We start from the raw sequence: 26,981 nt of genomic DNA, 5'->3' as shown, positions 1-26,981 counted from the left end.
AGTAGTTTGGAAAATACAGTTATTCACAGAACTCCAAGTTAAGACCTTTAACATCGACTAAATCAATGCACCATTGATGAACACGAGAAATGATGTCTTGTCCATATGCGGTAATACCTTTGAGCGTTCGTACAAGCTCTCTGGCGCAGTACAAACTCGTTTTAATAGCACCAGTGTCCCTATCAAAAGAAAATGCGTAGAGAGGCTTAAAAACCTGTTCTTTGCGTGTACTGAATACGCCGCCCATCATTTGAGTAAAGTCTTTCCAGTTACCAATGTCGGCAGCGGCTATAATGTCCTTGGCCAGTTTAGGAAGGTTTTGAACCTCTTTTAGTCGGCGGAGTTCTCGCCAAACTGTTACGGAGCAACCACCAAGTTGTTGAAACTGACGTATACCCCAGCATGCTGCCCATGCGTCTACTCGTGCAGCTGCGTCTTTTGGGTCTTCTCCATAAACACCGGAGTCTAAATCGCTGCCATCAATGTTCTTTGAGATGTATTTGGCAATGTAACCAGTAGCAGAGCCTCTTGAGGGATCGATTTTCACCTCAGTAAAACGGTGCTCGAGTGCGCCGTTCTCTTGACCATCTTCGAGCAAATTGTATTTGCGCATAGTGTCTACCATTACTTGATAATGAGCTGGCTCTACGAACAAAAGTAAGTGCCAATGTGGTGTGCCGTCATGCTGGGGTTCTGCAACTCGAAAGCCGTAGAAGCGTATTCCTAGACGACTTAGGGTTGCCCGTATCAACTGCCAGATATTATTCAGGTATTCTTGAGCGTCAAGGGGAGTAGCTCCATCCCACTTAGGGTTTGGATGACCAGACTTTGCAAAGCTACGGTGATATTTAGAAGGGCAAGTCAACGTAAGAAACGCCGCCTCGTGCCCCATCTCTTGTGCTAGTTCTTCAAAACCGCGTGCGCGAAGCATTAACTCACCTTTGCGAATCGTAGGGTCTGAAACTCCTTTTTGAGACAATTCAAGTAAACTGAAACTCTGCCCTAGTTCGTTGATGGCTATGGTGTTCTCTAGGTATTGTTTCTGCGCATATTTTTGTTGAATGCGAGCGCGAAGAGTGATGTCTGAAGCATAAATACCTCGCTTCTTGTTAACTTGATTTAGATGATGAAGAACCGTTTCGATATTACGGCGTAGAGCTTTACGTAGTCGTCTTAGCCACCACTTAGGGTCACAGTAACGACTCATCTCACCCTCTAAAGAGTGTTCTTTTGAGTATGGCTCTATACCTTGTTGCAACAGTAAGGCATGGACGCCACTTTTGGCTTCTAGGTCATCAAGGTAGAAGCGACGAAGACTAAGCACGGCAGAAGCCATTTCCTTGGCCTTAACGCGCAGTCCATCTTCATCAATATTGAGATCAATGTTTTTCAAAGGAATAGATAACTTATGGGCAATGGAGTGGGTGGTTTGCCGCAAGTAGGTATTTCGTTCGAATTTACTAGGGTGGCGTAAATACTCGCTAAATAGGATGCGCTGTGCCTCTACAGGGAACGGTGTTAGCAAGCTTTGGACAAATATACGGTCGTCACTATCGACAAGAGAGAGGTCAATCGTTCTCATACTGCTTGCCTCCCTTTTTGGGTAATTACGAATTCATCCCAGCGAACTCCAAAGTGATGGATGGGTTGATAAGAGATTAATCCGTTTTGATAGAGCTTTTGGATCGTTTTTTTAAAGATACGAACCGGAGCTTTTGGGCTGGTTGTGATGGTCCATTGATTGGGGCAGTAGTCAGAACAGACTTGAAGGCGGAGTCCATGATTCATGCTCTCTAGTAGTGTTTTCTGGTCTTTGGTCAGGTTAGGCATGGTAAATACCTCCCTGCGGCAACTGCGTCATCTTAGCGTGGCTTTCTAGCCACTGATCTAAGTCTTCCTTTAGGTAACGAACGGCACGGCCGACTTTAATAAAAGGTGGCGCAACTGTGCGATTTTTGCGGTTTCCTTCCATGCGCGCTTGGCGTAGGAATGAGCGACTCATACCGATGTAGTCTGATGTTTCCTGTTCTGTGTAGGCTCGTTTTTCAATGTTCTGTATGCTCATAGTGTTGTCTCCTTGTGTTCTTGGAGACATCAAAATATGAGTCAATGGCGTCAATTGACGCTATGGTTGACCTTTACATTGACGTTAATTTGTCCTGTTCTTCATTTTATTCTTAACACGAGGGACGAGGCCTTTTCTAAACGAATCATAGCTCATAGAGCTTTCATCATTAGCCCCCGCACCAAACCATTCAAGGTGCTGGGCGTTCATTTCTGAAATGACATTATCTGAATCCAAAGTGCGTAGTTCACTATTGGCGTCTCTCTGAAGCAAGCGCCAGATTTTATCGGCTCTCAAACTCGGCTTTTCTTTAAGTATTCGAAAAACAATTTGCTCAATAGGGTGGGTGATTGAGTCGATGTTTGGCTCAACAGTCTCAACATTTACTGTTGTGATGGAGTCATTTTCAGAGTCTAAAAAAGTACTGAGTTCTTGAAGATCGATTCTGAGTGCAGGCATAGATATATATATGGAATCAGTATCTAGCTGTTTGAGTAATTTGGGTGGGGCAACTGTCTCGCCTTGCGCTATGGCTGCCAGTTGCTCTAGTACACCTTTAGCGCTTGTCTGTGTTGGTACTCGATGAACCAATCTAGAAAATGCTTGAAAAGGGGGTATCGAATATTGGTATCTCTCGGATAATGGTAACCATAGATTGCTCAATCTTTCCAAAATGGAATTCTGGCTCTCCCCAGTGTTCTATTTTTTTTGGTTCCAATATTTGAACGCGACGAACTTGTTGAGGGTTATTTGAACGTAATAGTGCTCTAGAGTCTTCACCTGATAGTCTAACCACACCTTCATATGAGAAAACTGACCAAAGTATTGTTCGCTTTTTTGCTCTGTAGATTTTTCCTGCTCCCATGTGTCTTTCACACACTGAAGCACAAAATGACAAGTCCCCGTTCTCAATGAGCTCGAAGATGTCGCCTTTGGTGTATGGGGTCTTATCTGAAATTTCGTCTAAATGAAGAAATCGTCGCTTTATCATTCCTACCAACCTACATGAACTAATTAACTGCAAAAACAATGGATTGAGTTCGTTATGTTATGTAACGAAAGCTGAGAGCTCTTTGTAGCGCATTAGGTTTGGTTTGAGAATTCGTTATGTAAAGTAACAGTAGAAGGCTCACAAATATTAACTTTTGGACTAGTGCCGCAATCACGGCAAAGTTCTTACGTAACGTTAGGTATTGTCATTTAGGTTGGGCTGACGGCAGCTGTTTGCAAATAGATGAGAATTTAATGAAAAGTGCGTTTCTATTGCTACATATTTGCTACACAGAAACCAGAAAAAGAAAAAGCGTAGCGGTTACTAACCTGCTACGCCTTTAAATTTGGTGGCCCCTCACGGACTTGAACCGTGGACCTAACGATTATGAGTCGTGCGCTCTAACCAACTGAGCTAAGGGGCCGATAGGGGAATGATTATAGGGGAAGGGGATTCAGGTGTCTAGACGCTTGCAGGGGCATTTGCGTTCATAAATCATCCACTTAGATCATTCAGATACAAAAAAGGTGAGCTAGCGCTCACCTTTTCATCATTTAAGACCGTAATTACTCGTCTAGGAAGCTGCGCAGAGTCTCTGAGCGGCTTGGGTGACGGAGCTTACGTAAAGCTTTTGCTTCGATCTGACGGATACGCTCACGCGTAACGTCGAACTGCTTACCCACTTCTTCGAGCGTGTGGTCAGTGTTCATGTCGATACCAAAGCGCATACGAAGGACTTTTGCTTCACGTGGTGTTAGACCTGCAAGAACATCTTTGGTTGCCACTTTCAGGCTGCCAGATGTTGCTGAGTCTAGTGGTAGCTCAAGCGTTGTATCTTCGATGAAATCACCTAGATGCGAATCTTCGTCGTCACCGATTGGTGTCTCCATTGAGATCGGCTCTTTAGCAATTTTAAGCACTTTACGGATCTTATCTTCAGGCATTTGCATGCGCTCTGCTAGCTCTTCTGGCAGAGGCTCACGACCCATCTCTTGTAGCATTTGACGAGAGATACGGTTTAGCTTGTTGATAGTCTCGATCATGTGTACTGGAATACGGATAGTACGCGCTTGGTCAGCGATAGAACGAGTGATTGCCTGACGGATCCACCACGTTGCGTAAGTCGAGAACTTGTAACCACGGCGGTATTCAAACTTATCTACCGCTTTCATTAGGCCAATGTTACCTTCCTGGATAAGGTCTAGGAACTGTAGGCCACGGTTGGTGTACTTCTTAGCAATCGAGATTACTAGACGTAGGTTTGCCTCAACCATCTCTTTCTTCGCACGGCGCGCTTTCGCTTCACCGATAGACATGCGACGGCTGATGTCTTTGATGCTTTGAACCGTTAGGTTAGTTTCTTTCTCGATGATTGCTAGTTTTTGGATTGAGCGACGAATATCATCTTCGTTGCGCTTAACCTTTTCTGCGTATGGCTTATCGCTAGCAAGTACTTCATCTAACCAAGCTTCGCTCGATTCGTTACCTGTGAATAGTGCAATGAACGATTTCTTCGGCATCTTGCCGTACTCTACTGTTTGGCGCATGATCAAGCGCTCTTGAGTACGTACACGATCCATAGAGGTGCGTAGTTCGTTTACTAGGTGGTCGAACTGCTTCGGCGTTAGGCGGAACTCACGGAATACGTCTTGAACTAGCTCAGTTGCTTTTGCAGACTTATCACTTTCACGGCCATGCTCGTTGATTGCTAGCTGAAGGTTCTGGTAGCTGTTGCGTAGATCTGTGAACTTCTCAAGAGCAAGCTCAGGATCGATACCTGTATCTTCCTCTTCTTCATCTTCATCATCTTCAGAGTCGTCTGCATCTTCAGCATCTTCGTCTTCTAGATCTTTTTCTGCAAGCTCAGAGCCGATGTGCGTAGCCGTTGGGGCCGTCGTACCGTCGTCATCTGGGTCAACGAAGCCGTTGATTAGGTCAGTTAGACGAAGTTCTTCTGCTTGAACTTTGTCAAATTGCTCTAGGATATAAGGGATGGTTCCAGGGTATTCTGCAACAGAGCTTTGTACTTGGTTGATACCATCTTCGATACGCTTCGCGATATCGATCTCACCTTCACGAGTCAGTAGCTCTACTGTACCCATTTCACGCATGTACATGCGCACTGGGTCTGTAGTACGGCCAATCTCGTTTTCTACGCTTGAAAGCGCAGCGGCTGCCGCTTCAGCAGCATCTTCATCGGTGATAGTGTCATCGTCATTCAGTGCTAGATCATCAGCATCCGGAGCGGTTTCTACCACTTTGATGCCCATGTCGTTGATCATCTGAATGATATCTTCTACCTGCTCTGAATCTACGATCTCTTCAGGTAGGTGGTCGTTAACTTCTGCGTAGGTCAGATAGCCTTGCTCTTTACCTTTGATGACAAGTAGCTTTAGCTGTGACTGCGGATTTTGATCCATAGACGGTATCCAACTTCATAATCTGGTGAAGGAATTAGTATGCGAAATGCAAACCACTAAAAATAACAAACTTACTGATTGTTGACCAATTCAACTGGGTTACGCTTTTAAATCAAGCATCAAGGCTTGTAGCTCCCGTTTCTCTTCGATTGATAAACCGATACTTCTTGCTTTGGCCTGCAAGTTTTCAATTTGTTTTTCTACGCACTGCGACACAATGTTGTCCAGTGAGTCTAAAAATATATCTTCTTGATTGTCTTCTTCTTTCAGCGGGATTTCCCAGCTGGCTAGGCGAGACAATAGCGCCTCATTTTGCGTATCACGCCAGTGCTCTAATAACTGGCCTGTGCTGATATGGGGATTCATTCGACACTTATCAAGGACTTCAACCAATAAGTTTAGTCCAGGCAGTGACAAATCTTTCACACTTGTAAGATCGGGTACCATTTCAGCATAGCTCGGATTCTGAATAAGCAAAGTAATAACTTCACGCATTGGCGTGCGTTTGAGCTCTTTGTGTGGCTGAGGTCGTGTTTCGTTTTTATGGCGCTTTGGTGCTCTACGCAAATTATCAAAGCCAGTGCGCTCATCAAGCAATTTTTCCAGTAGCTCTTGGAAATAACTATCTGGAATCTTGTCAATCAATGCGGTGGCATGAGCTCTAAGTGCAGACTTACCCTCAGTGGTACCCAGATTTAGCTGATGAATCTCAATCAGATTATCAAATAGGTAGCTAGAAAGCGGTGTTGCTTGCTCGACCAATTTTTCGAACGCTGCTTTACCATGTTGGCGAATATAGCTATCCGGGTCCTCACCGTCAGGCAAGAATAAAAACTTCAGTGTGTTACCTGACTTTAAGTAGGTCAGGGCATTTTCTAACGCGCGCCAAGCCGCTTCTTTACCAGCACGGTCACCATCGTAACAACATACGACGGTATTGGTTTGGCGGAATAAGACTTGCAGGTGATCCCCGGTTGTCGATGTACCCAAAGAGGCAACTGCATAGTCAACGCCAAACTGCCCCAATGCCACCACATCCATGTAGCCTTCAACGACAAGAATCTGTTTAGGATCTCTGTGAGCCTGCATGACTTCATAAAGTCCATACAGCTCTTTACCCTTGTGGAAGATAGGCGTCTCAGGTGAGTTGAGGTATTTCGGTGTGCCATCACCTAACACGCGCCCGCCAAAACCAATCACACGGCCTCGACGATCTCGAATAGGGAACATAACTCGACCACGGAATCGGTCGTAACGGTGGCCTTGATCGTTTTCAATCAGCATACCCCCGGTCACAAGCATATCTTGCGCTTGTTTCTGTTGACCGAAGTTCTTACGCACGAGATCCCATTCATCGGCCACGTAACCAATACCAAACTTCTGAACAATCTCACCAGAAAGACCACGGTCTTTAAGATATTCAATTGCAGGCTTACTTGCTGAAAGCTTGAGTTGATTGCGGTAGAAGTTGGCGATGCCGTCCATTAGGTCATAGAGGTTACGCTTTTGTTCGGTGTTTGCTCTCGGCGCAGTGCTGATTTGTCCGCTGCGTTGTTCACGTGGAACATCAAGGCCAAGATAAGAGGCAAGCTCCTCTATCGCTTCAACGAACTCAAGGCGTTCGTACTCCATCATAAAATCGATGGCATTACCGTGCACACCACAACCAAAACAGTGGTAGAACTGCTTTTCTTGGCTAACACTAAATGACGGGGTTTTTTCGTTGTGGAATGGGCAGCAAGCGCCGTAGTTTTTACCTTTTTTCTTAAGTTTCACGCGAGTGTCAATGATATCAACGATATCAAGGCGAGCGAGGAGGTCATCAATAAAGCTACGAGGGATTATTCCAGCCATAAAACCTTAGAAAAAAGTAAGAAGGTGTAGATACAAACAAGCCGTGCATACCAAAGGATAGCACGGCTTGTTGTAATAATTTTTGAGTACTAAGCCAGTTTAGCGCGAACTAAACCACTTACTTTACCCATGTCTGCACGCCCTTGAATTTGAGGCTTAAGCACACCCATTACTTTACCCATGTCTTGCATGCCCGCTGCGCCAGATTCCGTGATTGCACTTTCAATAAGTGTGGTCACTTCATCGTCTGTCAGTGGTTGAGGCATGAAATCCTCAAGTACAGTAATTTCAGCTTGCTCTGCATCTGCTAGGTCTTGACGACCTGCTGATTCGTATTGAGCGACAGAATCGCGACGTTGTTTAACCATTTTAGTCAGCACAGCTAGAATGTCGTCATCGCCCAGAGTGATCTGTTCGTCAACTTCACGTTGCTTGATTGCCGCAAGAGCTAAACGGATAGTGCCAAGGCGCAATTTGTCCTTGGCTTTCATCGCTAACTTTTGCTCTTCTTTGAGAGTATCAATAAGAGCCATAACTAATTCCTTACTAGGACTCAGTTATTAGTACAGGCGAACGCGACGTGCGTTTTCGCGAGCTAGCTTCTTAGCGTGACGCTTTTGAGCTGCAGCTTTAGCGCGTTTGCGAACTGTAGTTGGTTTTTCGTAGTGCTCACGACGACGTACTTCAGATAGGATACCTGCTTTTTCGCAAGAGCGCTTGAAACGACGTAGAGCAACGTCGAACGGTTCGTTTTCACGTACTTTAACTACTGGCATATGCCTTTCACCTCAGGGGTTAATTCGTTAACGCTGGTAAACATGTGACTCGAAACGTTGATGTTCGGTCTTTAACCAGCTTGATCAAAAATGGTGCGGAATTTTAATCCGATCAGATACCCTTTGTAAAGTATTATCAGGAGAAGAACTGGTTAATTTTTTTCCTAAGCGGTAAACTTGCGCCAATTTAGAATGAAACGCAGCAGCATGCAGAGAGAGTTATGCGCATATTAGGTATTGAAACTTCGTGTGATGAAACAGGTATTGCTATCTATGATGATGAGAAAGGACTGCTTTCACATCAACTATATAGCCAAGTTAAGCTGCATGCAGACTACGGCGGTGTCGTGCCGGAGTTGGCTTCTCGCGACCACGTAAAGAAGACGATTCCTCTTATTAAAGAGGCATTAAAAGATAGCGGCTTATCACCAAAAGATATAGACGGTGTGGCATACACGGCAGGCCCAGGTTTAGTCGGAGCACTATTGGTTGGTGCGACGATTGGTCGCAGTATCGCTTATGCATGGAATGTCCCTGCAGTGCCCGTTCATCATATGGAAGGCCACCTTCTAGCTCCAATGCTTGAAGATAATCCACCTCCGTTTCCATTCATCGCGCTGCTGGTTTCTGGTGGTCATACGATGATTGTTGAAGTGAAGGGGATTGGTGAGTATCAGATCCTTGGCGAATCTATTGATGATGCTGCGGGTGAAGCGTTTGATAAAACGGCTAAGTTGATGGGGCTTGATTACCCAGGCGGCCCGCTATTATCCCGCTTGGCTGAGAAGGGCACGCCAGGGCGCTTTAAGTTCCCCCGCCCAATGACGGACCGCCCAGGTTTAGACATGAGTTTCTCAGGTTTGAAGACGTTTGCAGCAAATACAATCGCAGCCAATGAAGATGACGAGCAAACACGCGCTGATATTGCTTATGCTTTTCAAGAAGCAGTATGTGACACGTTAGTGATTAAGTGCCGCCGTGCGCTTGAGCAAACGGGTATGAAGCGTATTGTCATTGCTGGTGGTGTGAGTGCAAATAAACAGCTTCGTGCATCATTAGAAGCACTAGCGGAAAAACGCGGCGGAGAGGTGTACTACCCACGTACTGAGTTTTGTACCGACAATGGTGCGATGATCGCGTATGCGGGAATGCAACGCCTGAAGAACGAAGAAGTTGCTGACTTATCGGTTGAGGCTCGCCCTCGCTGGCCTATTGACCAGTTGGAGCCCTTGAGCTAATTCGTTTAGCTTCAGTTGCTATCAATATAGATACAAAAAAATCGGCATTAAGCCGATTTTTTTTCGCCAAATTTTGGCTCGGTGCCATCGAACAGGCGTCGAATGTTTTGGTGATGACGCAAGATGATCAAGCAGCACAGCATGGCCACTGGTAGGGTATATTGAGGTTTGATCATCCAAGTATAAAGCGGAGCTAATAAAGAGGTGACCAGCGCCGCTAATGAAGAGTACCGAAACACTAGCGCCACAACGAGCCAAGTTCCCATTAATAGACCAGTGAGCTCAAAGCCAATGGGTGCAAACGCCCCCAAAGCCGTCGCAACGCCTTTACCACCTTTAAAATGAAAGAAGATTGGATAGATGTGGCCAAGGCATGCCGCGATACCAATAAAGCCTAATAGAATAGGATCGATACCAAGTGCATAACCACTCCATACAGGAATGGTACCCTTGAGCATATCGCACAGTAATACGAGAATCGCCGCTTTCTTTCCGCCTGCGCGCAATACGTTGGTTGCTCCGGGGTTGTTTGAGCCGACCGTGCGAGGGTCTGGGAGTCTCATCACTCGACAAATTAGAACTGCACTAGAGATTGAGCCTAATAGATAGGCCGCAATAATCATTAATAGTGCTAGCGGGGTCATAGGTTGTCCTAACTTTAAAGAAAACTATTCGGAACAGTTGCTATGATACTCCGAATTAAAAATAATACGTTGTTTTTATGATTTTGGGTATCCGACCTGTAACGATATCGCCTCTAGCGCAACATGCAAGGATCGAACATGGCTTTAGATAAAGTTTTTATTGAACAACTTGAAGTAATTACCACTATCGGTGTTTATGACTGGGAACAAGAAATTAAGCAAAAATTGGTGCTTGATATTGAGATGGCGCACGACAATCGCCCTGCGGGCAAAAGCGATGATGTGGTTGATGCGCTTGATTATTCTCAAGTCAGCACCGCGGTTTTGAATCATATCGAGAATGGTCGCTTTTTGTTGGTTGAACGCGTTGCTGAAGAGATTGCAGAATTGATTATGACGCAGTTTTCAGTACCGTGGATTCGTATTCGTCTTACTAAGCCAGGTGCAGTACCTCAAGCAAAAGGCGTTGGAGTGATTATTGAACGAGGCGAGGCATGATCACTGCTTATATTGGTGTTGGTACCAATATTGACAGAGAGCGACATGCTCAAGCGGCTATTCACGAGTTAGAAAAATTAGGTTGTGAGCTGAGAGTCTCGACAATTTATGAGTGTGAAGCGGTTGGTTTTGAAGGGCAGCCATTCTACAACTTTGTAATTGAGCTAAAAACCGTACTCGAATTAACGGAATTTTCACAGCAACTGCGTAAAATTGAGCTATCTTGGGGCCGCGCAGTAGAGGCTAAGAAATATCAGGATCGCACTCTAGATCTGGATATTCTGCTTTTTGGAGATGCCATTTCTGAACAATCTCCGCAGCTTCCGCGCAAGGATATTTATCAATATCCGTTTGTAACGCAGCCCCTTTATGAACTCTGCCCCTCTTTGGTTGTACCTGATAGCAGTCAGACGATTGCTCAAATCTGGCAACAAATGGATGGCTTTGACTCTTTGAAAGCGATCGAGCTTGATCTTTCAATGAGCTAATTTATGGAATAATAATGTCGTACTTTGAATCTTTTGTTTTGGCTCTTATACAGGGCCTTACCGAGTTTTTACCTATCTCTTCCTCTGCTCACCTAATCTTGCCCTCGGCCGTTTTAGGTTGGGAAGACCAAGGGTTAGCCTTTGATGTCGCTGTGCATGTTGGCACACTTGCCGCTGTGGTTATCTATTTCCGCAAGGAAGTAGTTACGCTATTAAGTGCTTGGTTGGGATCGATTGTTAAGAAAGAGCATAACAAAGAATCGAAGCTTGCTTGGCTGATTATCTTGGCAACTATTCCTGCGTGTGTATTTGGTTTGTTGATGAAAGATTTCATCGAGATGTATCTGCGCAGCGCATGGGTCATTGCGACAACCACTATCGTGTTTGGTTTACTGCTTTGGTGGGTAGATAAGACCGCTAAGTTTGAGCAAGACGAGTACCAAGCAACATGGAAGCAAACCCTATTTGTCGGTTTTGCTCAAGCAGCGGCGTTGATTCCGGGAACATCGCGCTCAGGGGCGACTATTACTGCAGCGCTGTATTTAGGCTTTACTCGTGAAGCGGCTGCACGTTTTTCTTTCTTGATGTCGATTCCAATCATTGCGTTAGCCGGTAGTTACCTTGGAATGAAGCTAGCAACGAGCAGTGAATCGATCCATATGGGCTTTTTGAGTGTCGGTGTGATTACGTCGTTTATCTCAGCTTACTTTTGTATTCATTTCTTCTTGAAACTGATCTCTAAGATGGGAATGACACCATTTGTTATTTATCGCTTGATGTTAGGTGTTGGTCTTTTCGCATTCTTGATGACACGATAGCTTAAACGAAAATGGGCAGCGTATTTGCTGCCCATTTTGCTCTCAATGATTTGCTGTATTCGCTTGTTGCCCCCTCACTTCAGCGACGGCTTCTACTCTTCTCTTTTCTAGCTCATCGCGGATCTGTGGGCCTTTAAAGCCATCTTTGATGATGTGTTGAACATTCACCGCCACAGCAGCGTTGTAAGCCTTTATAAAGTACTTACTCTGAGGGTATTCATTATCTTCATGCCCTAGGCGGCCTGCATGGTCTGCTTGACAACAAAGTAAGATATCTTCGAGTCGTTCGGGTTTACGCCATACGTCAAAGCTATTTAGAACCTTTATGATTGTTGCTGGTTTAAGTTCGAAGGCGCGATGTATATTGGAGTGCTGCTCACACACCATGAGAGACAAATCGCGATAATCATTAGGAATGCGAACTCGATTAGCCAGAGCCTTGATGATTTTCTTTCCGGTGTGGCAATGCATCTTATGGCTTGGCCATTCATTCTTTGGCGTAACCCCCTTACCTAAATCATGCAACTGAGCTGCTAATCGTACTTGTGTTGAAGTGGATAGGTTTGCCGCTTGTTCAGCGACCATCAATGTGTGCATGCCGGTATCGATTTCAGGGTGCCACTTTTCAGGCTGAGGTACGCCAAAAAGTGCGTCTATCTCTGGTAGAACAACCGCAAGTGCACCACATTCTCTCAATGTTTTTAGGAACACCTGTGGGTGCGCTGTGGTTAATGACTTGTGCCACTCTTGCCATACACGCTCTGCTGTTAAATGCTCTAGCTCTCCCGATTTAACCATCTTCTGCATTAGCAACATAGTCTCGGGTGCGACTGAAAAGCCAAGGTGGGCAAGCTTGGCCGCGAAACGAGCTACTCGTAGCACCCTCAGTGGGTCTTCGCTGAACGCATCAGAAACATGACGAAGGACTTTGTTTTGTAGGTCTTGGTAACCATGATAGGGATCGATCAACTCACCATTTTGATCTTCTGCGATCGCATTGATGGTGAGATCTCGGCGAATCAAGTCATCTTCAAGGGAAACATCGGGAGCAAAGTAGCACTCGAATCCGGTATAACCATTACCTGATTTTCTTTCCGTGCGGGCCAGTGCGTATTCTTCTTTGGTTTTAGGATGTAAGAATACAGGGAAGTCTTTTCCTACTGCTTGATAGCCTTGGTCGAGCATCGATTGCGGGTCACTCCCAACCACCACCCAGTCTCTATCATAGACTGGAATGTTGAGGAGTTTGTCACGAACGGCTCCGCCGACTAAGTATGTACGCACTTTGCTTCCTTAAAACTTCACAAAATTTGGATAATTACAGTGGCAATGGTACTTTGCTTTATTAACTATTGATAGAAGACGAGAGCAACAAAGGCAATGTATCAAGACTTTTTTGGATTCTGTGAATTACCGTTTTCAATCGTCCCTAATTCTCGTTTTCTTTATCTTAGTCAGCGACATAAAGAAGCCATCACCCATATCCAGGCGGGTTTCGGTGAAGGTGGAGGTTTTGCTTTGTTGACCGGTGAGGTTGGCACTGGAAAAACCACTGTGGCCAAGGCGATTCTGAGTGTTGTTGGCGATGAAACTCAAGCCGGTTTGATTCTGAATCCAACCTTTTCGTCTCAAGAGTTACTCGAGGCTATTTGTGATGAGTTGTCGATTGAGTACCCAGAGAACGCAACCCTAAAGTCATTAAATAACGCGATTTATCAGCACTTGTTGTCGAACCATGCGAATGGTCAACAGACGTTGCTCGTTATTGATGAAGCGCAGCACCTAAGCGCAGATGTGCTCGAGCAGTTGAGGTTACTCACTAACTTAGAGACGGACAGCCGCAAGCTCATCAAGGTACTACTGATAGGGCAGCCAGAGCTACAACACAAGCTTAAAATGCCACAGCTTCGTCAGCTTGCGCAGCGTATTACTGGCCGTTATCACTTGCTCCCGCTAAACAAGGCTCAGGTAAAAGAGTATGTTCAGTTTCGCCTAGAGAGAGCTGGGGGTAATCAAGAGCTATTCTCCAACAAATGCTTGAACTTAATTGCAGAGAATACTCAAGGTATCCCTCGACTGATTAATCTAGTTTGTGATGCGAGCCTAAAGCAGTCCCATCAAATTGGCGAGATGAAGCCTACCGCGAAAACTGTCGCACAAGCTTGTGAGTTGATCTTGTCACTCCAAGGCTATTCTACCGTCGCGCAAGTCTCAGTTGCGACTAAGAGCGGATCTAAGAGAAGGTACTCGGTGCTCGCTCCAATTACAGCACTCGCATTAAGCGTTGGGTTAGGGTGGTTGAGTTTCCAATACACACCAATAATTGTTTCTGAGATGGTTGATAAGCAGGTTCAACAACAGCTTCCGCCATTAATTGAGCAACAAGTGGAGCAGCAAGTGGTGCCTGATGAACTGCTTAACGCGCTGGCTACTTTGCAGAGTCGAGAGCAAGGGATAAAACAGTTATACCAAGTATGGGGCTATCGAGCCTCAGTGATGGACCAACTATGCAGTCAAGAAAGCGAAGGCATGTTTCGTTGTAAGCCGTTTATCAGTGACTTGGAAGCTCTAGAAAGAATCAATCTGCCGGTGCTACTTAACCTTGATGTGGAAGGGAACGCAGCATACGCCATATTGGTTGGTGTTGAAGAAGAGACTGTCACGCTACAAACCGATGCACAACAGATTACGCTGGCAAAACAAGACTTTCTTCAGTATTGGCAAGGGGAAGGCTATCTGATTTGGCAAGCCTATTGGCAGCAGAGCTTAAAGCTTGGTGCTAAAGGGAGTTCAGTGTTGAAGCTGGATGAACATCTGTCGGCACTGCTCGATGAGGAGCCGACACAAAGTGATGAGTTTGATATGCGATTGAAGCGCAAGGTAGAACTATTTCAGCGCTGGCAAGGTCTAGATGTTGACGGTATTGCCGGACAGAAAACATTGCAACGCCTAGAGCGACTGTCTCAATTTGATGCGCCAAGCATCGTTAAGAATGAGGAAGGTGCGTAATGTCGAATCTTATTCAAGCTTTGGAGCAGTCAGAGCTGCAACATCAGCAGTCTCGTTATGATGAGCTCCATTCTCATACTCCAAAAACTGAGCACGCCACTCATAATCGTTCAATATCTGGATTGCTTGTCGCCATGGTGCTGGGCGTACCTATTATTACTGGCTCAGTAGCTACTTACCTGGATTACCAATCAAAGTTGTCGTTAGCGTTGTCTCAACCGAGTGTAGAGGAGGTGGTGGTTGAAACCCCAATTGATTACACCATTGAGCGTAACGTTTTGCCAGCGGAACTTAAATCCACGCGTATTGCTGTGAACGTTGAAGAGAGCAAGCCGGTTATTGAGCCGCGAGCTTCGCAGCAAGCGAAACCACGACCGATGGAAGTAACAGGCACTTCGAATGAGTCCCTCGATCTCTCTCAATTAGATCTAAGCGGTCTATCATCAGAGCTAGCGCTGCAAGTTGAGAGTGCGCTTAATAATTCTAATCAGTCACAACAAACGCAACCTAGTACTTCTTCAGATATATCACACCTTGAGCGTGAAGCATCCAAATGGATCGGCAAGCTACCTGCACTCGATTTTCAGACCCATAACTACACCAGTAACGAAACGAAGCGCTGGGTAAAAGTAAATGGTGTGGAGTTTGTTCAGGGAGATTCGATTAACGAGGAGATCTTACTGCTAGAAATTGCACCGAGATACAGTGTTATTCGTTTTAGAGGTGAGTTGATTCAGATACCTGCCCTTTATGATTGGCAGGGTTAATGTCGGCGAGTTTAGAAGCGGATAAAGAAACGGGTTACCACTAGGTAACCCGTTTTTTGATATCTATCGTTCTTACTTCAAAAGCTTTGATTTCAAGCCATCAGAAATCTAATACTTATGCCCAGCCAGAAGGAGACTTCTTACGACGTGGGATAATGTGTGGCAGGATCAAACCAAATAGCAGACCAATACCTGCAACACCACCGCCGTACATGAAGTATTTAAGCAGTAGGTCTTCTTTTTGTGTGTCGAGTTTCGCGCGTAACTGACGGATTTCAGTTTGAGCTGAAGTTAGTTGGTCGCTGATGTCGCTGTAGTTCATTTCTAGCTCAGCAATTTGTGTGTTACGAGCATCAAGGGAAGAAACTAAGCCCGCCTTCTCTGTATCAGAACTTGCGCGCGCGTTTGCTAGTTGCGCTTTTAGGTCAGCCAATTCTTTTTCTACTTTTGGTAGGCGCGTTGCAATGCTCTCTGAGCGGCTGATGAATTTGCTTTGTACCCAACCTTTACGACCACGGCTATCAACAATCTCACTGTAGCCTGTTTGCGCGTTAGCTTGAACTAGCTGAACTTTTGCACCGGCATCTACGCTACCAATAATACGGTAGGTGTTGTTTGGGCCAGAGTGCAGGTAAGTGAAGAGTTTATCAGCGATGTAACGGTCTTGTGCAAATGCAGCTGGGGCTGCTAGCAAAGTAAACAAAACCATGTAGATCAGTTTTTTCACGGGAAGTCCTTTAAATGAATCTATCTGTTGTGCGACTAGTGAATCTATCGAGTCATATAGAAGACAAATAGTATGCAGTTTCCGTTTTCGGTGCAACAAAGAAGGGAGGCAAAGCCTCCCTTTCTGTGCGTTTCAGTCAATAATGACAGAGTCCTAACAAAACTGAACCCTGCCTGACGAATCGTTCTTCGAAATTATACGAAGATAGCCTGCATTGCGTAGTAGAACACAACGGCAAGTAGAGCACCGGCTGGCAGCGTTACAACCCAAGAGGCGATGATGTTACGTACAACGCCTAGGTTTAGTGCACCGATACCGCGAGCAAAACCAACACCCAGAACCGCACCAACTAGTGTTTGTGTGGTTGAGATTGGTAGACCCGTACCAGAAGCGAGTACTACTGTGCACGCTGTTGCTAGCTGAGCTGCAAAGCCACGGCTTGGTGTTAGTTCAGTGATGCCAGTACCAACGGTCGCCATTACTTTATGACCCATTGTCGCTAGACCAACAACGATACCAATACCACCTAGAGGAAGAATCCACCATGCGATAGTACTTTTCGTCGTGATTTCGCCCATGTGCTCAACGGTTGATACAACCGCAGATAGTGGACCGATCGCGTTTGCTACGTCGTTTGAACCGTGAGCAAATGCCATTGCACATGCTGTGATAACCATAAGCACGCTGAAGATACCTTCTACGCCAGCAAAGCTGTGGTCATCTTCACGATTAGCAAATTTCTTGTTGATGTAGATGTAACCACCGATCATCACCAGCGCAGAAACGCCTGCAGCCCAAGCCCATGCTTCACCATTTGAAAGGTGTAGACCTACGTGCTTAAGACCTTTCTTAATCGTTACTAGAGCGATAACGATAGTCGTGATGAACATGTACACTGGTACGAAACGCTTTGCGTTGATTAGCGGACGTTCTGTATCGAAAATGAGTCGCTGTGCGCTGACAAATATGACGTAAGCAAAGAAGCCTGAGATAACCGGGGTAATAATCCAGCTACCTACGATACCTTGAACACTGCCCCAATCGACCGCTTCAGTACCCACTGCCACACATGCGAAACCAATGATCGCACCAATGATGGAGTGAGTTGTTGATACCGGCCAACCCATGTAAGAAGCAAGAAGTAGCCAAGTCCCCGCAGCTAGAAGCGCGGAAAGCATACCGAAGACCAGTACGTCTGGTTGGTCGGCAAATAGAGAGGTTTCGATAACACCTTTACGGATCGTATCTGTAACTTCACCACCCGCAAGATAAGCACCTGCGAATTCGAAGATCATAGCGATAATGATCGCTTGTTTAACGGTTAGGGCCTTAGAGCCAACAGAGGTGCCCATCGCGTTCGCAACGTCATTCGCACCAATACCAATAGCCATAAGGAAGCCGAATGCCGCAGCAATCAGGATCAGAGTCGTACCGTAATTAGCAATGATATCCATCGTAATACCTAGTAGTTTGTAACAAAGTTCAAAACCTTAGACGCAGGCGCGTCTCTTCAGCGCCATTAAATATCTGAAAATCTTGTATCTAAGGTTAACTTTTTGTTTTGTGGTTAACTTTTGACCTATGAACGAGACAGCATGACTTCAAGACGAGCACCTACGCGCTGCGCTTGATCGGCAATGCCACCAATCCATTCAAAGATCTTGTATAAGAACATCACATCGATAGGGTTCAATTCAGACTCAAGCGCCATTAATTGTTGGCGAAGCTCGACCTGCATTGCATCGGTGTCATCTTCAATCACATCCAGTTGATGGATCATTTCAGCAACGAGTGTGACTTCGCGGCCTTTGAATCCAGTTTCCAATAACTCATCCAGTTCGTTGATTACTTTCTGTGCTTGGTCAGCAGCATCAAGACAACGACGAACGTATGCGATGAAGTTTTCTTGTAGTGGTTGAGGGATCACAAGACGGCGACCGTATACACGACCTGCTACATCTTTTGCGAGGTTTGCTAGCTTGTCTTGTTGCGTCAACAGTTCCAGCATGTCTGTACGGTCAACGGGCATAAACAAGCCACGAGGAAGTTTTAAACGAATCTCACGTTTAAGGACGTCCGCTTCTTTCTCTAGGTGAGAAATCTGTGCACGAATTTCTGCCGCTTTCTCCCAGTCTTCTTGAGCACATACTTCAAAGAAGTTCACTAGGTGAGAACAACATTCGTTCACGCATACTACGTGACGTTGCAAAGGCTTAATTGGGGACTTTGCAAATAACCCCATAATTGTATTTACTGGCATGGTTTATCAACCTAATAAATATAACCCAATAAAAAACATACACCATTTCTGTGGTGAAATGTTGAGCGACGGCTATAAAGTCGCGCATGTTAACCCAATAATCTCACCATTAAAACTGTTTTAGATCATCATATATCCAATATTTCTTTCTTGCTGATAACTGGATAAGGCAATATCCTTTGAGTGACTCCTCACTAAGGTACAGATATGGAAACCGAAATAGAGCTGAAGTTTTTTGTTTCTCCTGAATTTTCAGACGTTTTAAAAGAAAAAATTGCTTCAACCAAGGTCTTACAACATAGCTGTCGCGAGCTAGGTAACACCTACTTCGATACGCCAGACAATTGGCTACGTCAGCATGATACTGGTATGCGAATTCGTCGTTTTGACGATGTGTTTGTACAAACGGTCAAGACTGCTGGTCGTGTTGTCGCTGGTTTGCATCAACGCCCAGAGTTCAATGCTGAACATACATCAAACGAGCCTCTACTTTCTTTGCACCCAAGTGACATCTGGCCTGCAGGGCGTGATATTGAGACGCTGCAATCTGAGCTTCTGCCTCTATTCTCTACCGACTTCACACGCGAGCAGTGGTTGATTGGTATGCCTGATGGCAGTCAAGTTGAGGTGGCGTTTGACCAAGGCACTGTCAGTGCTCAAGGCAAAGAAGACCTGATTTGTGAGGTCGAGCTTGAGTTGAAGTCAGGTCAAACCGATGCCTTGTTTACCCTTGCTCGTCTATTTAGTGAAGATGGCGGTATGCGTTTGGGTAACCTTAGCAAAGCCGCTCGTGGTTACCGCCTTGCACAAGATTATGAAGGCGATAAAGAGCACCCATTAGGTCTCGTTGAATGTGAGAGTGATGATACTGTAGAGCTGAGTTTTGTTCGCTCACTGGAGTTTGCACTTTCTCATTGGCACCACCACGAACAAATTTATGCAGAGCGAGACTCGGTTGCAGCGCTGCATGAAATCAGCCATTCCATCAGCTTCATTCGTCAGACCTTAACTATCTTTGGTGGCATCGTGCCTCGCCGCGCAAGTGCTATTGTTCGCCAAGAACTTAAATGGTTAGAAGAAGAGTTGAGCTGGCTGAAAACTCACGATTACCTAGAAGACTTGCTGGAAGATAAAGGCCATGTGCTGCGCAAGCTGGATGCGAGAAAGTGGCTGGTGGCTGAGCTGTCGGTGAAGAAAGATGAACTTCCTGATAGAGAAAGCCTACTTGAGTTAATCAGCTCTGCTCGTTACACGGGTCTATTGCTGGACTTGAGCCGCTGGATCCTGACTCGTGGCTGGCAGCCTTTCCTCGATGAGAAAGCGCGCGAAAAAATGTCACGAAGTGTGAAGCAATTCTCCGCTAAACAACTTGATCGCACTTGGGCTGAGTTGATGGAAGCTTTTCCACCAGAGAGAGCGTTGAATCGGCAAGAGTACATCGACCAGCAATACCGATTGATGCGTAATCTATATACAGGTGTTGGTTTTGCGTCTCTTTATGATGAAGAAGAGCGTATCAGTTTCCGCCTACCATGGGCTGATTTGCTGCAAGGTATCGATGATCTGTTAATGCTAAACCCGCTTGCAGAGCTACTCGACAAATTAGAGGGTGATGAGCAAGAGCAGCTGAAGCGTTGGTTATCTCGCCAAGAGAACTCGATTCTTCATGCTATGGAGCAAACTCGTCTCATCGGTGTAGAAGCTGTACCATACTGGCGCTAGGCTGTATCATAGAGAGCAAACATCAAGCGATGCTTAATCAGCGTCGCTTTCTTTAAGCGCAATCTCTATAGCCTCTAGACGTTGCAGGATCTCTTGTTGCTGTTTGATGATGGTTTTCATCATCATGTCATCGTTGAGCTGCTCTTCTGCAGAGTGAGTAATGATTGAGGTAATCAAACCCGAAATCATACCGAACAAACCAACACCACAAATGATGACAATCGAGGCAACCAGTTTGCCCACATCCGTTACCGGATAGTGATCACCGTATCCGACGGTCGAAATTGTCACAAATGCCCACCAAATCGCATCAATCCATGAATGAATATTCCCATCCGGCGCTCGACTCTCGACACTCAAAATGGTCATTGAACCGACGGTTAACAGAACGACAAGTAACAAAAGGATACTCGCTAGGGTGGTCTCTTTACGGTTACGGGAAAGCTGCTTTAGCACCACTCGCCCTGAGCGAATTAGCAGTATGACTCGGAAGATGTGGAATAAACGTGCGTACCTTAGAGGCTCGATCATTGGCAGGCTTGCAGCAAAATCGACCCAATGAGTTTTGAGGTATTGCCTTTTATTTGTGGCACGGATCAAATCCATGGTGAGTTGGATAAGAAAAACACTACAGATAATAAAATCCAAGCCGATAAGCAAATGACGGGTCTCTTCATCAATTGTTACGAACAACAGTGTTGAGATCACAAATAATGCCATGAATGACAAGATTAGCGATAACAGGCTCATCGGCTTTAACTCATTTTTGGTATCATTTCTATTCATACGCGGCGCAAAATAATTGTTTTCTCATTTGTGAAACTTGGTGTTTGAGAGCACTATTTATATATGAGAACAAATAGTTGGCAACAATAGATTCAAAATATAATAGACATCGTGGAGAAGTGACAATGGCTGGAGTGGTTTTCAAACCTTGGGAAAAAGTGATAACGGATATTCGCTTGGTCCCTAAAATGGTCATGTTAATGGTCTTTAGTACCATCTTACTAATTGCAAAACAGCTTTGGGATGCGAATAGCTTCCACGATGCGTTAATGAGTGCAACCAACAATGCAGCGGTTGCTCAACAACATTATGACGCATATCTAGTACAAGTATTCTGGCAAACAGCGGTGATGATTGTTGTATTTGTCGCACTGCTGCTGTTTGCTGCCAATATTATGCTGCGTCAAACTAAGTACTTGAGTGAAAGCATTAAGCGCATGGCTGAAAAAGATCTATCCGAACCTATCTTTATGGACTGTAAAGATGAGTACGGTGATGTGGCGCGTGAACTTGAGAAAACTCGCGTTCAACTGCATGACATCATCAAGACGCAAATGGCTTCTTCAGAAGAGCTTTCAACGCTGACAGAAGTGATGACGATGAGCATGTCTGAAACCAAAGAGTCTGCGCAAGAAGAGTTTAACGAAATCGACCAGCTTGCTACGGCAATGAGTGAGATGAGCTCAACGGTTCAGACGGTTGCTGAGCACGCACAAAGCGCGTCAGCGGTAACAGAGCAAGCATCTGTTCAAGCGGTAACGGGTCAAGAGTTCGTTCAAGGCACGGTCGTTAAGATGAACGAACTATCTACCGATATTGCAGCTTCTGCTCAAGCTGTGAATCAAGTAGAAGAACGCGTTGAATCAATCGGTAGCGTGGTCGGAACAATCCAAGGGATTTCTGAACAAACCAACCTACTGGCACTGAATGCAGCAATCGAAGCGGCACGTGCTGGTGAAGCGGGTCGTGGCTTTGCTGTGGTTGCCGACGAGGTTCGTAACTTGGCGCAACGTACTCAAGAAGCGACGGTTGAAATCCAAGATATGATTGGTCAGCTACAGACTAGCGCAAATTCTGCGGTAGAGCTGATGGAAAAGAGTGTAGTAGAGGCTGCTGAAGGTGTTGAGCTGGTAACCAGCGCAGGCACCGAGCTGGATGGCATCGTGAGCCAAGTGACACAAATTAACGATATGAACTTCCATATTGCAACGGCGGCGGGCCAACAAAGTAGTGTAGCGGAAGAGATGAATTCCAACCTAACCAATGTTCGTGAGCTGGTTGAAGCTTCCGTTGTTGTTGTTGGTGAACTGCTTGAAACATCAGAGATGATGCAAAACAACGCTGAAGAACTAGACGGTAAGATTCGCTCGTTTAAGGTCTAATTCATAGAATCTAAACAAGTAGTTACTCCTAATGCCCGCAATTTTTATTGCGGGCATTTTTTTATCGACTGAGTTTGATATCTTAGACATAGTTTATGGAATGACATCAAAGGATCACACATGACTTTGCCTACTCAGCTTCACGCAGATGCTCAAGCTCAACTTGCTCGGTTGGAGGAACAACACAGCGCCATCTTAGAAAATTGGCCAATTGAGCTAAAACAGTCGCTAGAAAGAGTATTGGGACTAAGTCAGTTTGTTGCTGAGAATCTACATCGCGATGAGGTTTTATGTCGCGACTTGCCTGAAATGTTAACCATTGAAGATCGTAGTGAAGGTTATAGAGCGGATCTTGCGGCAAAGCTAGATCAATGCAGTGATGAGATGAGTGGTCATCGCGTGCTACGACAGTTCCGTAATCGAGAGATGAGCTATATTGCTTGGCGAGACTTCAATGCGACCTGGTCATTAGAGCAAAGCCTGAAACATCTTTCGATGCTTGCTGAGGCGATGATCTTTGAAACCTACCAATGGCAGTACAAAGTTTGTTGCGCTGAGTGGGGCACGCCAACCAACACACAAGGTGAAGCTCAGCCGATGCTGATCATTGGTATGGGTAAGCTCGGCGGTGGAGAGCTCAACTTTTCGTCTGATATCGACCTTATTTTTACCTATCCAGAGAATGGTGAGACACAAGGTGCTCGTCGCAGCATTGCAAATGCTCAGTTCTTTACCCGCCTTGGTCAGCGCATTATCAAAGCTCTCGACCAGCAAACCTTTGATGGCTTTTGCTATCGTACCGATATGCGTCTTCGCCCATTTGGCGAGAGCGGCCCATTGGTTATGAGCTTTGCTGCGTTAGAGGATTACTACCAAGAACAAGGTCGTGATTGGGAGCGCTATGCCATGATTAAGGCTCGGGTCATGGGGCGTGAGATGTATCCGCAGTATCAAGAGCTGCGTCAAATGCTACGCCCGTTTGTATTCCGCCGCTATATTGATTTCAGTGCGATTCAATCGTTGCGTCGAATGAAGTCGATGATCAGTACCGAAGTACGTCGTCGAGGCTTGAGTAACAATATTAAGCTGGGCGCTGGGGGCATTCGTGAGGTCGAGTTTATTGCTCAGGTCTTCCAGTTGATTCGTGGTGGTCGTGAACCTAGCCTACGCGGCCGTGGGTTATTGGAGACTCTTGATGCCATTGACTCACTTCACCAGCTTGAATCTCATGAGGTTGTTCACCTTCGTGAGGCTTACCTGTTCTTGCGTAGACTTGAAAACTTGCTGCAAGCGATGGCAGATAAGCAGACTCAAACCCTCCCTGATGATGAACTTGAGCAGTACAAACTCGCGATTGCGATGGGCTACCAATCGTGGACAGAGCTTCGTGATGATGTGAGCAGCTATATGGGTAATGTCCATAAGGTGTTTGAGCACCTGATTGGTGATGAAGAAGAAGAGAGCGAAACCATTGCTAAACACTTTACTGAGCTATGGGATATGGCGCACGATCATGATGTGCTGCTCAACATCTTGACCTCGGACATTGAGGTGGAGGACCCCGATAAAGTGGTCACAACGATTGAGCACTTTAAGAAAGATCTTGCCAAGAAAACCCTTGGCCCACGTGGCCGTGAAGTATTAAACCGTTTAATGCCAAAGGTTTTTCAGGCCTTATTTACCAATAAAGACGCTCAGTTTGGTTTGCCTCGAGTATTGCACTTATTGCATCGAATCGTTACCCGAACGACCTACCTTGAGCTATTGGATGAACACAATGCGGCATTAGTGCAGCTTGTACGCTTATGTACTGCGAGCCCAATGATCTCCGAACAACTTGGGCGCTACCCAATCCTTCTCGATGAACTGATTGACCCGCAGCAGCTGTATAATCCGATCCCGCTTGAGTCGTATAAAGTAGAGTTACGCGACTATCTTGCCCGTATCCCAGAAGACGATATGGAACAGCAGATGGAAGCGCTGCGTCAGTTCAAGCAGATCTGTATTCTTCGTATTGCGGCTGCCGACATTGCGGGTGTGCTGCCGGTAATGAAGGTGAGTGATCATCTGACCTATCTCTCTGAGGCCATTGTTGAAGCAGGGGTGAACCAAGCTTGGCTACAAGTGTCAGAGAAATACGGTGTCCCAACTCACCTAAAAGATCGCGATGGTAAAGGCTTTGCGGTGGTTGGTTACGGAAAAGTCGGGGGCTGGGAGCTAGGTTACAACTCAGATCTAGATATTGTCTTTATGCACGATTGTCCAGTTCACGTGTACACCGGTGGTAAGAAAGAGATCGACGGACGACAGTTCTATCTGCGCCTAGCTCAACGAATCATCCATATCTTCTCGACTCGCACCGCTTCCGGCATTTTGTATGAAGTTGATACTCGCTTGCGTCCATCTGGCGCATCCGGTTTGTTGGTGAGCCCAACGGAAGCCTTTGAGGAATACCAAAGAAATGATGCGTGGACCTGGGAGCATCAAGCGCTCACTCGTGCGCGTATGATTTATGGAGATTCGGCGTTACAGCAAGAGTTTGCTCGCATCCGTCACGACATTCTGTGTATTGAGCGTGATAGTGATAAGCTTAAGCAAGATGTGGTTGATATGCGCATTAAGATGCGTGACCACTTGGGTGGCAAAAAAAGTGGCCGTTTTATGCTAAAACAAGATGCGGGTGGCATTACCGACATTGAATTCTTAGCACAATATTTGGTACTTAACTTCAGTCATAAGCACCCTAAACTTACTCGTTGGTCTGACAATGTACGCGTGTTTGAGAGTATGTTGGCACAAGGGATACTTGAAGAAGACGAGGGTTTGCTGCTTACACATGCTTACACCAGCATGCGCGATGAAATACATCGTCGAAACCTAATTAATCTAGACGCGGATGTTGCAGATGATCGCTTTACTAAAGAGCGAGAACATGTGCAGCGTATCTGGCAGCAGTGGCTAGGATGATCGCTGCGAACATTGATTTATCAAAGGGATATTAGTCTCAATAGTTTAGCCGCTGTATGGGGTGTGCTAAACTTCACTCAGTTTTAACCGTTTGGAACTTTATATGAAACCTATCTTGCCTGAATACAGCCAATCGAATGTAATGATCATCGGCGACGTAATGCTGGATCGCTACTGGTATGGCCCAACAGGTCGCATCTCTCCAGAAGCACCAGTCCCTGTGGTGAAAGTAGAAAACAATGAAGAACGCCCAGGCGGTGCAGCCAACGTTGCAATGAATATTGCTTCTCTTGGTGGACATGCTCATATCGTTGGTCTAACTGGCGATGATGAGCCAGCACAAGTTCTGACGAACACGCTGCAAAGTCTAAAAGTACATTGTGATTTTGTCGCGCTACCTGATTACCCGACCATCACTAAATTACGTGTGATGAGCCGTGGTCAGCAACTCATCCGCTTAGATTTTGAAGATAAGTTTGAAAACACCGATGCAGAGTTGGTGCTTTCTCGAATGGATGCAGCGCTACCTACGATGAAAGCAGTCATCTTGTCTGATTACGCAAAAGGTGCTCTAGAGCACGTACAGCAATACATCCAGAAAGCACGTGCAGCAGGTGTACCTGTCTTTATCGACCCTAAGGGCGCAGATTTTGAACGCTACCGTGGCGCTACTCTACTAACGCCAAACATGGCTGAGTTCGAACTAGTTGCGGGTAAGGTGAAGTCTGAGCAAGAGCTCGTAGAGAAAGGCATCGCGCTGATCGAAGAGTTTGATTTTGAAGCACTATTAGTAACACGCAGCGAAAATGGTATGACACTGCTACGTAAAGGTCAGGAACCGTTTCACCTTCCTACACAAGCGAAAGAAGTGTATGACGTAACCGGTGCTGGCGATACGGTAATCTCTGTTCTTGCGGCTTCTGTTGCTGCGGGTAAACCTCTGGACGAGGCGTGTGCACTAGCAAATGCTGCAGCAGGCGTTGTTGTTGGTAAGCTTGGTACTTCGACTCTGTCTGAAATTGAACTGGCAGAAGCGGTACACGGTAGCCAGGATACGGACTTTGGTGTGATCAGCGAAGCTGCTTTGGTTGAAGCTGTGAAGAAAGCACGTGCGAAAGGTGAGAAGGTTGTGATGACCAACGGTTGTTTCGATATCCTTCATGCAGGTCACGTATCTTATCTTAACCATGCTGCTGAACTTGGCGATCGCCTGATCGTAGCTGTGAATACCGATGAATCTGTACGTGGTCTAAAAGGTCCTGGTCGCCCAGTAAACCCAACCGATCGTCGTATGGCGGTACTGGCTGGTCTTGGTGCTGTTGATTGGGTGGTACCATTCAGTGAAGAAACACCACAACGTCTTATCTCTGAGGTTCTGCCATCACTACTCGTGAAAGGCGGTGACTATAAACCAGAAGAGATCGCGGGTGGTACAGAAGTGATTGCGGCTGGTGGTGAAGTGAAGGTATTGAACTTCGAAGAAGGCTGCTCAACGACAGAAATCATCGAAGCAATTAAAGGTGGGAAGGATTAATCTTACCATTTGCCAGAATAGCTCAAACAGGCAGT

General features: G+C 45.8%; 24 protein-coding genes and 1 tRNA gene. 10 read left to right on the top strand and 15 right to left on the bottom strand.

Annotation, left to right across the window (positions count from 1 at the left end; genetic code table 11):
• Positions 1 to 19 precede the first annotated feature (19 nt).
• The 9 genes from DPF91_RS17605 to rpsU all read right to left on the bottom strand — a co-directional run bounded on the left by DPF91_RS17605 (position 20) and on the right by rpsU (position 8,106).
• The gene (locus DPF91_RS17605; protein WP_117235758.1) at positions 20 to 1,582 is read right to left on the bottom strand and encodes a replication endonuclease; all 1,563 of its coding nucleotides are present in this window, start codon (positions 1,580 to 1,582) and stop codon (positions 20 to 22) included.
• The gene (locus tag DPF91_RS17600) at positions 1,579 to 1,830 is read right to left on the bottom strand and encodes a hypothetical protein (RefSeq protein WP_117235757.1); all 252 of its coding nucleotides are present in this window, start codon (positions 1,828 to 1,830) and stop codon (positions 1,579 to 1,581) included. The genes DPF91_RS17605 and DPF91_RS17600 overlap by 4 nt, the downstream gene beginning before the upstream one ends.
• Positions 1,823 to 2,065 (bottom strand): helix-turn-helix transcriptional regulator, encoded by a 243-nt coding sequence (locus DPF91_RS17595; protein ID WP_117235756.1) that lies wholly within the window; start codon positions 2,063 to 2,065, stop codon positions 1,823 to 1,825. Before DPF91_RS17595 ends, DPF91_RS17600 begins: the two co-directional genes overlap by 8 nt.
• Positions 2,066 to 2,149: 84 nt before the next feature.
• Positions 2,150 to 2,737 (bottom strand): hypothetical protein, encoded by a 588-nt coding sequence (locus DPF91_RS17590; RefSeq protein ID WP_123766770.1) that lies wholly within the window; start codon positions 2,735 to 2,737, stop codon positions 2,150 to 2,152.
• A 666-nt stretch (positions 2,738 to 3,403) separates the two neighbouring features.
• A tRNA-Ile gene (locus tag DPF91_RS17580) sits at positions 3,404 to 3,480 on the bottom strand.
• 142 nt (positions 3,481 to 3,622) lie between these two features.
• Entirely contained in the window at positions 3,623 to 5,476 is a 1,854-nt protein-coding gene (gene rpoD, locus DPF91_RS17575) for an RNA polymerase sigma factor RpoD (RefSeq protein ID WP_117235753.1), read from the bottom strand.
• A 99-nt stretch (positions 5,477 to 5,575) separates the two neighbouring features.
• The gene (gene dnaG / locus DPF91_RS17570; protein ID WP_117235752.1) at positions 5,576 to 7,330 is read right to left on the bottom strand and encodes a DNA primase; all 1,755 of its coding nucleotides are present in this window, start codon (positions 7,328 to 7,330) and stop codon (positions 5,576 to 5,578) included.
• A gap of 89 nt (positions 7,331 to 7,419) precedes the next feature.
• Positions 7,420 to 7,863: a GatB/YqeY domain-containing protein gene (locus tag DPF91_RS17565; protein WP_117235751.1), complete on the bottom strand. Its 444-nt coding sequence runs from the start codon at positions 7,861 to 7,863 to the stop codon at positions 7,420 to 7,422.
• 27 nt (positions 7,864 to 7,890) lie between these two features.
• Entirely contained in the window at positions 7,891 to 8,106 is a 216-nt protein-coding gene (rpsU, locus tag DPF91_RS17560) for a 30S ribosomal protein S21 (RefSeq protein ID WP_001145625.1), read from the bottom strand.
• Between the two features lie 221 nt (positions 8,107 to 8,327).
• Between rpsU and tsaD the strand changes: the two genes are divergently transcribed.
• On the top strand, positions 8,328 to 9,344 hold the full coding sequence (tsaD, locus tag DPF91_RS17555; protein WP_117235750.1) for a tRNA (adenosine(37)-N6)-threonylcarbamoyltransferase complex transferase subunit TsaD: 1,017 nt from the start codon (positions 8,328 to 8,330) through the stop codon (positions 9,342 to 9,344).
• A gap of 47 nt (positions 9,345 to 9,391) precedes the next feature.
• On the opposite strand, the gene plsY is transcribed toward tsaD, so the two are convergent.
• The gene (plsY, locus tag DPF91_RS17550; protein ID WP_117235749.1) at positions 9,392 to 9,988 is read right to left on the bottom strand and encodes a glycerol-3-phosphate 1-O-acyltransferase PlsY; all 597 of its coding nucleotides are present in this window, start codon (positions 9,986 to 9,988) and stop codon (positions 9,392 to 9,394) included.
• Positions 9,989 to 10,126: 138 nt separating this feature from the next.
• On the opposite strand from plsY, the gene folB reads away from it, so the two are divergent.
• Genes folB through DPF91_RS17535 form a run of 3 tightly spaced genes read left to right on the top strand, consistent with a single transcriptional unit; the run spans position 10,127 to position 11,792 of the window.
• Positions 10,127 to 10,486: a bifunctional dihydroneopterin aldolase/7,8-dihydroneopterin epimerase gene (folB, locus tag DPF91_RS17545; protein WP_117235748.1), complete on the top strand. Its 360-nt coding sequence runs from the start codon at positions 10,127 to 10,129 to the stop codon at positions 10,484 to 10,486.
• A complete protein-coding gene (gene folK / locus DPF91_RS17540) occupies positions 10,483 to 10,974 on the top strand; it encodes a 2-amino-4-hydroxy-6-hydroxymethyldihydropteridine diphosphokinase (RefSeq protein ID WP_117235747.1) in 492 nt (163 codons plus the stop codon). Before folB ends, folK begins: the two co-directional genes overlap by 4 nt.
• 14 nt (positions 10,975 to 10,988) lie before the next feature.
• Entirely contained in the window at positions 10,989 to 11,792 is an 804-nt protein-coding gene (locus tag DPF91_RS17535) for an undecaprenyl-diphosphate phosphatase (protein WP_117235746.1), read from the top strand.
• Between the two features lie 42 nt (positions 11,793 to 11,834).
• Here DPF91_RS17535 and DPF91_RS17530 read toward each other — a convergent pair whose 3' ends face one another.
• Positions 11,835 to 13,076, bottom strand: coding sequence for a multifunctional CCA addition/repair protein (locus DPF91_RS17530; RefSeq protein WP_117235745.1), 1,242 nt, complete (start codon positions 13,074 to 13,076; stop codon positions 11,835 to 11,837).
• A gap of 96 nt (positions 13,077 to 13,172) precedes the next feature.
• Between DPF91_RS17530 and DPF91_RS17525 the strand changes: the two genes are divergently transcribed.
• Together DPF91_RS17525 and DPF91_RS17520 are read left to right on the top strand one after the other, a co-directional pair.
• A complete protein-coding gene (locus tag DPF91_RS17525; protein WP_117235744.1) occupies positions 13,173 to 14,801 on the top strand; it encodes an ExeA family protein in 1,629 nt (542 codons plus the stop codon).
• Positions 14,801 to 15,568, top strand: a complete 768-nt coding sequence (locus tag DPF91_RS17520) for a general secretion pathway protein GspB (protein ID WP_117235743.1) — start codon at positions 14,801 to 14,803, stop codon at positions 15,566 to 15,568. Before DPF91_RS17525 ends, DPF91_RS17520 begins: the two co-directional genes overlap by 1 nt.
• Positions 15,569 to 15,683: 115 nt before the next feature.
• On the opposite strand, the gene DPF91_RS17515 is transcribed toward DPF91_RS17520, so the two are convergent.
• The 3 genes from DPF91_RS17515 to DPF91_RS17505 form a co-directional block, all read right to left on the bottom strand.
• Positions 15,684 to 16,295 (bottom strand): TIGR04211 family SH3 domain-containing protein, encoded by a 612-nt coding sequence (locus DPF91_RS17515; RefSeq protein ID WP_117235742.1) that lies wholly within the window; start codon positions 16,293 to 16,295, stop codon positions 15,684 to 15,686.
• Positions 16,296 to 16,489: 194 nt separating this feature from the next.
• The gene (locus DPF91_RS17510) at positions 16,490 to 17,749 is read right to left on the bottom strand and encodes an inorganic phosphate transporter (protein ID WP_117235741.1); all 1,260 of its coding nucleotides are present in this window, start codon (positions 17,747 to 17,749) and stop codon (positions 16,490 to 16,492) included.
• A gap of 125 nt (positions 17,750 to 17,874) precedes the next feature.
• The gene (locus DPF91_RS17505; protein WP_117235740.1) at positions 17,875 to 18,555 is read right to left on the bottom strand and encodes a TIGR00153 family protein; all 681 of its coding nucleotides are present in this window, start codon (positions 18,553 to 18,555) and stop codon (positions 17,875 to 17,877) included.
• A 207-nt stretch (positions 18,556 to 18,762) separates the two neighbouring features.
• Between DPF91_RS17505 and DPF91_RS17500 the strand changes: the two genes are divergently transcribed.
• A complete protein-coding gene (locus tag DPF91_RS17500; protein ID WP_117235739.1) occupies positions 18,763 to 20,277 on the top strand; it encodes a CYTH and CHAD domain-containing protein in 1,515 nt (504 codons plus the stop codon).
• A 33-nt stretch (positions 20,278 to 20,310) separates the two neighbouring features.
• Here DPF91_RS17500 and DPF91_RS17495 read toward each other — a convergent pair whose 3' ends face one another.
• Complete coding sequence (locus DPF91_RS17495) at positions 20,311 to 21,063, bottom strand: potassium channel family protein (protein WP_117235738.1); 753 nt, start codon at positions 21,061 to 21,063, stop codon at positions 20,311 to 20,313.
• Positions 21,064 to 21,188: 125 nt separating this feature from the next.
• On the opposite strand from DPF91_RS17495, the gene DPF91_RS17490 reads away from it, so the two are divergent.
• The 3 genes from DPF91_RS17490 to hldE all read left to right on the top strand — a co-directional run bounded on the left by DPF91_RS17490 (position 21,189) and on the right by hldE (position 26,946).
• The gene (locus tag DPF91_RS17490) at positions 21,189 to 22,445 is read left to right on the top strand and encodes a methyl-accepting chemotaxis protein (RefSeq protein WP_117235737.1); all 1,257 of its coding nucleotides are present in this window, start codon (positions 21,189 to 21,191) and stop codon (positions 22,443 to 22,445) included.
• A gap of 120 nt (positions 22,446 to 22,565) precedes the next feature.
• Complete coding sequence (glnE, locus tag DPF91_RS17485; RefSeq protein ID WP_117235736.1) at positions 22,566 to 25,412, top strand: bifunctional [glutamate--ammonia ligase]-adenylyl-L-tyrosine phosphorylase/[glutamate--ammonia-ligase] adenylyltransferase; 2,847 nt, start codon at positions 22,566 to 22,568, stop codon at positions 25,410 to 25,412.
• A 103-nt stretch (positions 25,413 to 25,515) separates the two neighbouring features.
• Entirely contained in the window at positions 25,516 to 26,946 is a 1,431-nt protein-coding gene (gene hldE / locus DPF91_RS17480; RefSeq protein WP_117235735.1) for a bifunctional D-glycero-beta-D-manno-heptose-7-phosphate kinase/D-glycero-beta-D-manno-heptose 1-phosphate adenylyltransferase HldE, read from the top strand.
• Positions 26,947 to 26,981 lie beyond the last annotated feature (35 nt).

The organism is Vibrio maerlii (genome assembly GCF_003415655.1).
Lineage (GTDB): Bacteria > Pseudomonadota > Gammaproteobacteria > Enterobacterales > Vibrionaceae > Vibrio > Vibrio maerlii.
The sequence above is the reverse complement of the archived record's forward strand: the minus strand, read 5'-3'. Positions and strand labels throughout refer to the sequence as shown.

What these genes read in the sequence shown, in the direction of transcription:
- DPF91_RS17520 (WP_117235743.1), top strand. Translation starts at nt 14,801, where the DNA reads ATGTCGAATCTTATTCAAGCTTTGGAGCAGTCAGAGCTGCAACATCAG.
- folB (WP_117235748.1), top strand. Translation starts at nt 10,127, where the DNA reads ATGGCTTTAGATAAAGTTTTTATTGAACAACTTGAAGTAATTACCACT.
- hldE (WP_117235735.1), top strand. Translation starts at nt 25,516, where the DNA reads ATGAAACCTATCTTGCCTGAATACAGCCAATCGAATGTAATGATCATC.
- plsY (WP_117235749.1), bottom strand. Translation starts at nt 9,988, where the DNA reads ATGACCCCGCTAGCACTATTAATGATTATTGCGGCCTATCTATTAGGC.
- DPF91_RS17600 (WP_117235757.1), bottom strand. Translation starts at nt 1,830, where the DNA reads ATGCCTAACCTGACCAAAGACCAGAAAACACTACTAGAGAGCATGAAT.
- folK (WP_117235747.1), top strand. Translation starts at nt 10,483, where the DNA reads ATGATCACTGCTTATATTGGTGTTGGTACCAATATTGACAGAGAGCGA.
- DPF91_RS17495 (WP_117235738.1), bottom strand. Translation starts at nt 21,063, where the DNA reads ATGAATAGAAATGATACCAAAAATGAGTTAAAGCCGATGAGCCTGTTA.
- DPF91_RS17605 (WP_117235758.1), bottom strand. Translation starts at nt 1,582, where the DNA reads ATGAGAACGATTGACCTCTCTCTTGTCGATAGTGACGACCGTATATTT.
- DPF91_RS17565 (WP_117235751.1), bottom strand. Translation starts at nt 7,863, where the DNA reads ATGGCTCTTATTGATACTCTCAAAGAAGAGCAAAAGTTAGCGATGAAA.
- glnE (WP_117235736.1), top strand. Translation starts at nt 22,566, where the DNA reads ATGACTTTGCCTACTCAGCTTCACGCAGATGCTCAAGCTCAACTTGCT.
- DPF91_RS17500 (WP_117235739.1), top strand. Translation starts at nt 18,763, where the DNA reads ATGGAAACCGAAATAGAGCTGAAGTTTTTTGTTTCTCCTGAATTTTCA.
- DPF91_RS17525 (WP_117235744.1), top strand. Translation starts at nt 13,173, where the DNA reads ATGTATCAAGACTTTTTTGGATTCTGTGAATTACCGTTTTCAATCGTC.
- DPF91_RS17510 (WP_117235741.1), bottom strand. Translation starts at nt 17,749, where the DNA reads ATGGATATCATTGCTAATTACGGTACGACTCTGATCCTGATTGCTGCG.
- dnaG (WP_117235752.1), bottom strand. Translation starts at nt 7,330, where the DNA reads ATGGCTGGAATAATCCCTCGTAGCTTTATTGATGACCTCCTCGCTCGC.
- DPF91_RS17535 (WP_117235746.1), top strand. Translation starts at nt 10,989, where the DNA reads ATGTCGTACTTTGAATCTTTTGTTTTGGCTCTTATACAGGGCCTTACC.
- DPF91_RS17505 (WP_117235740.1), bottom strand. Translation starts at nt 18,555, where the DNA reads ATGCCAGTAAATACAATTATGGGGTTATTTGCAAAGTCCCCAATTAAG.
- tsaD (WP_117235750.1), top strand. Translation starts at nt 8,328, where the DNA reads ATGCGCATATTAGGTATTGAAACTTCGTGTGATGAAACAGGTATTGCT.
- DPF91_RS17490 (WP_117235737.1), top strand. Translation starts at nt 21,189, where the DNA reads ATGGCTGGAGTGGTTTTCAAACCTTGGGAAAAAGTGATAACGGATATT.
- DPF91_RS17595 (WP_117235756.1), bottom strand. Translation starts at nt 2,065, where the DNA reads ATGAGCATACAGAACATTGAAAAACGAGCCTACACAGAACAGGAAACA.
- rpoD (WP_117235753.1), bottom strand. Translation starts at nt 5,476, where the DNA reads ATGGATCAAAATCCGCAGTCACAGCTAAAGCTACTTGTCATCAAAGGT.
- rpsU (WP_001145625.1), bottom strand. Translation starts at nt 8,106, where the DNA reads ATGCCAGTAGTTAAAGTACGTGAAAACGAACCGTTCGACGTTGCTCTA.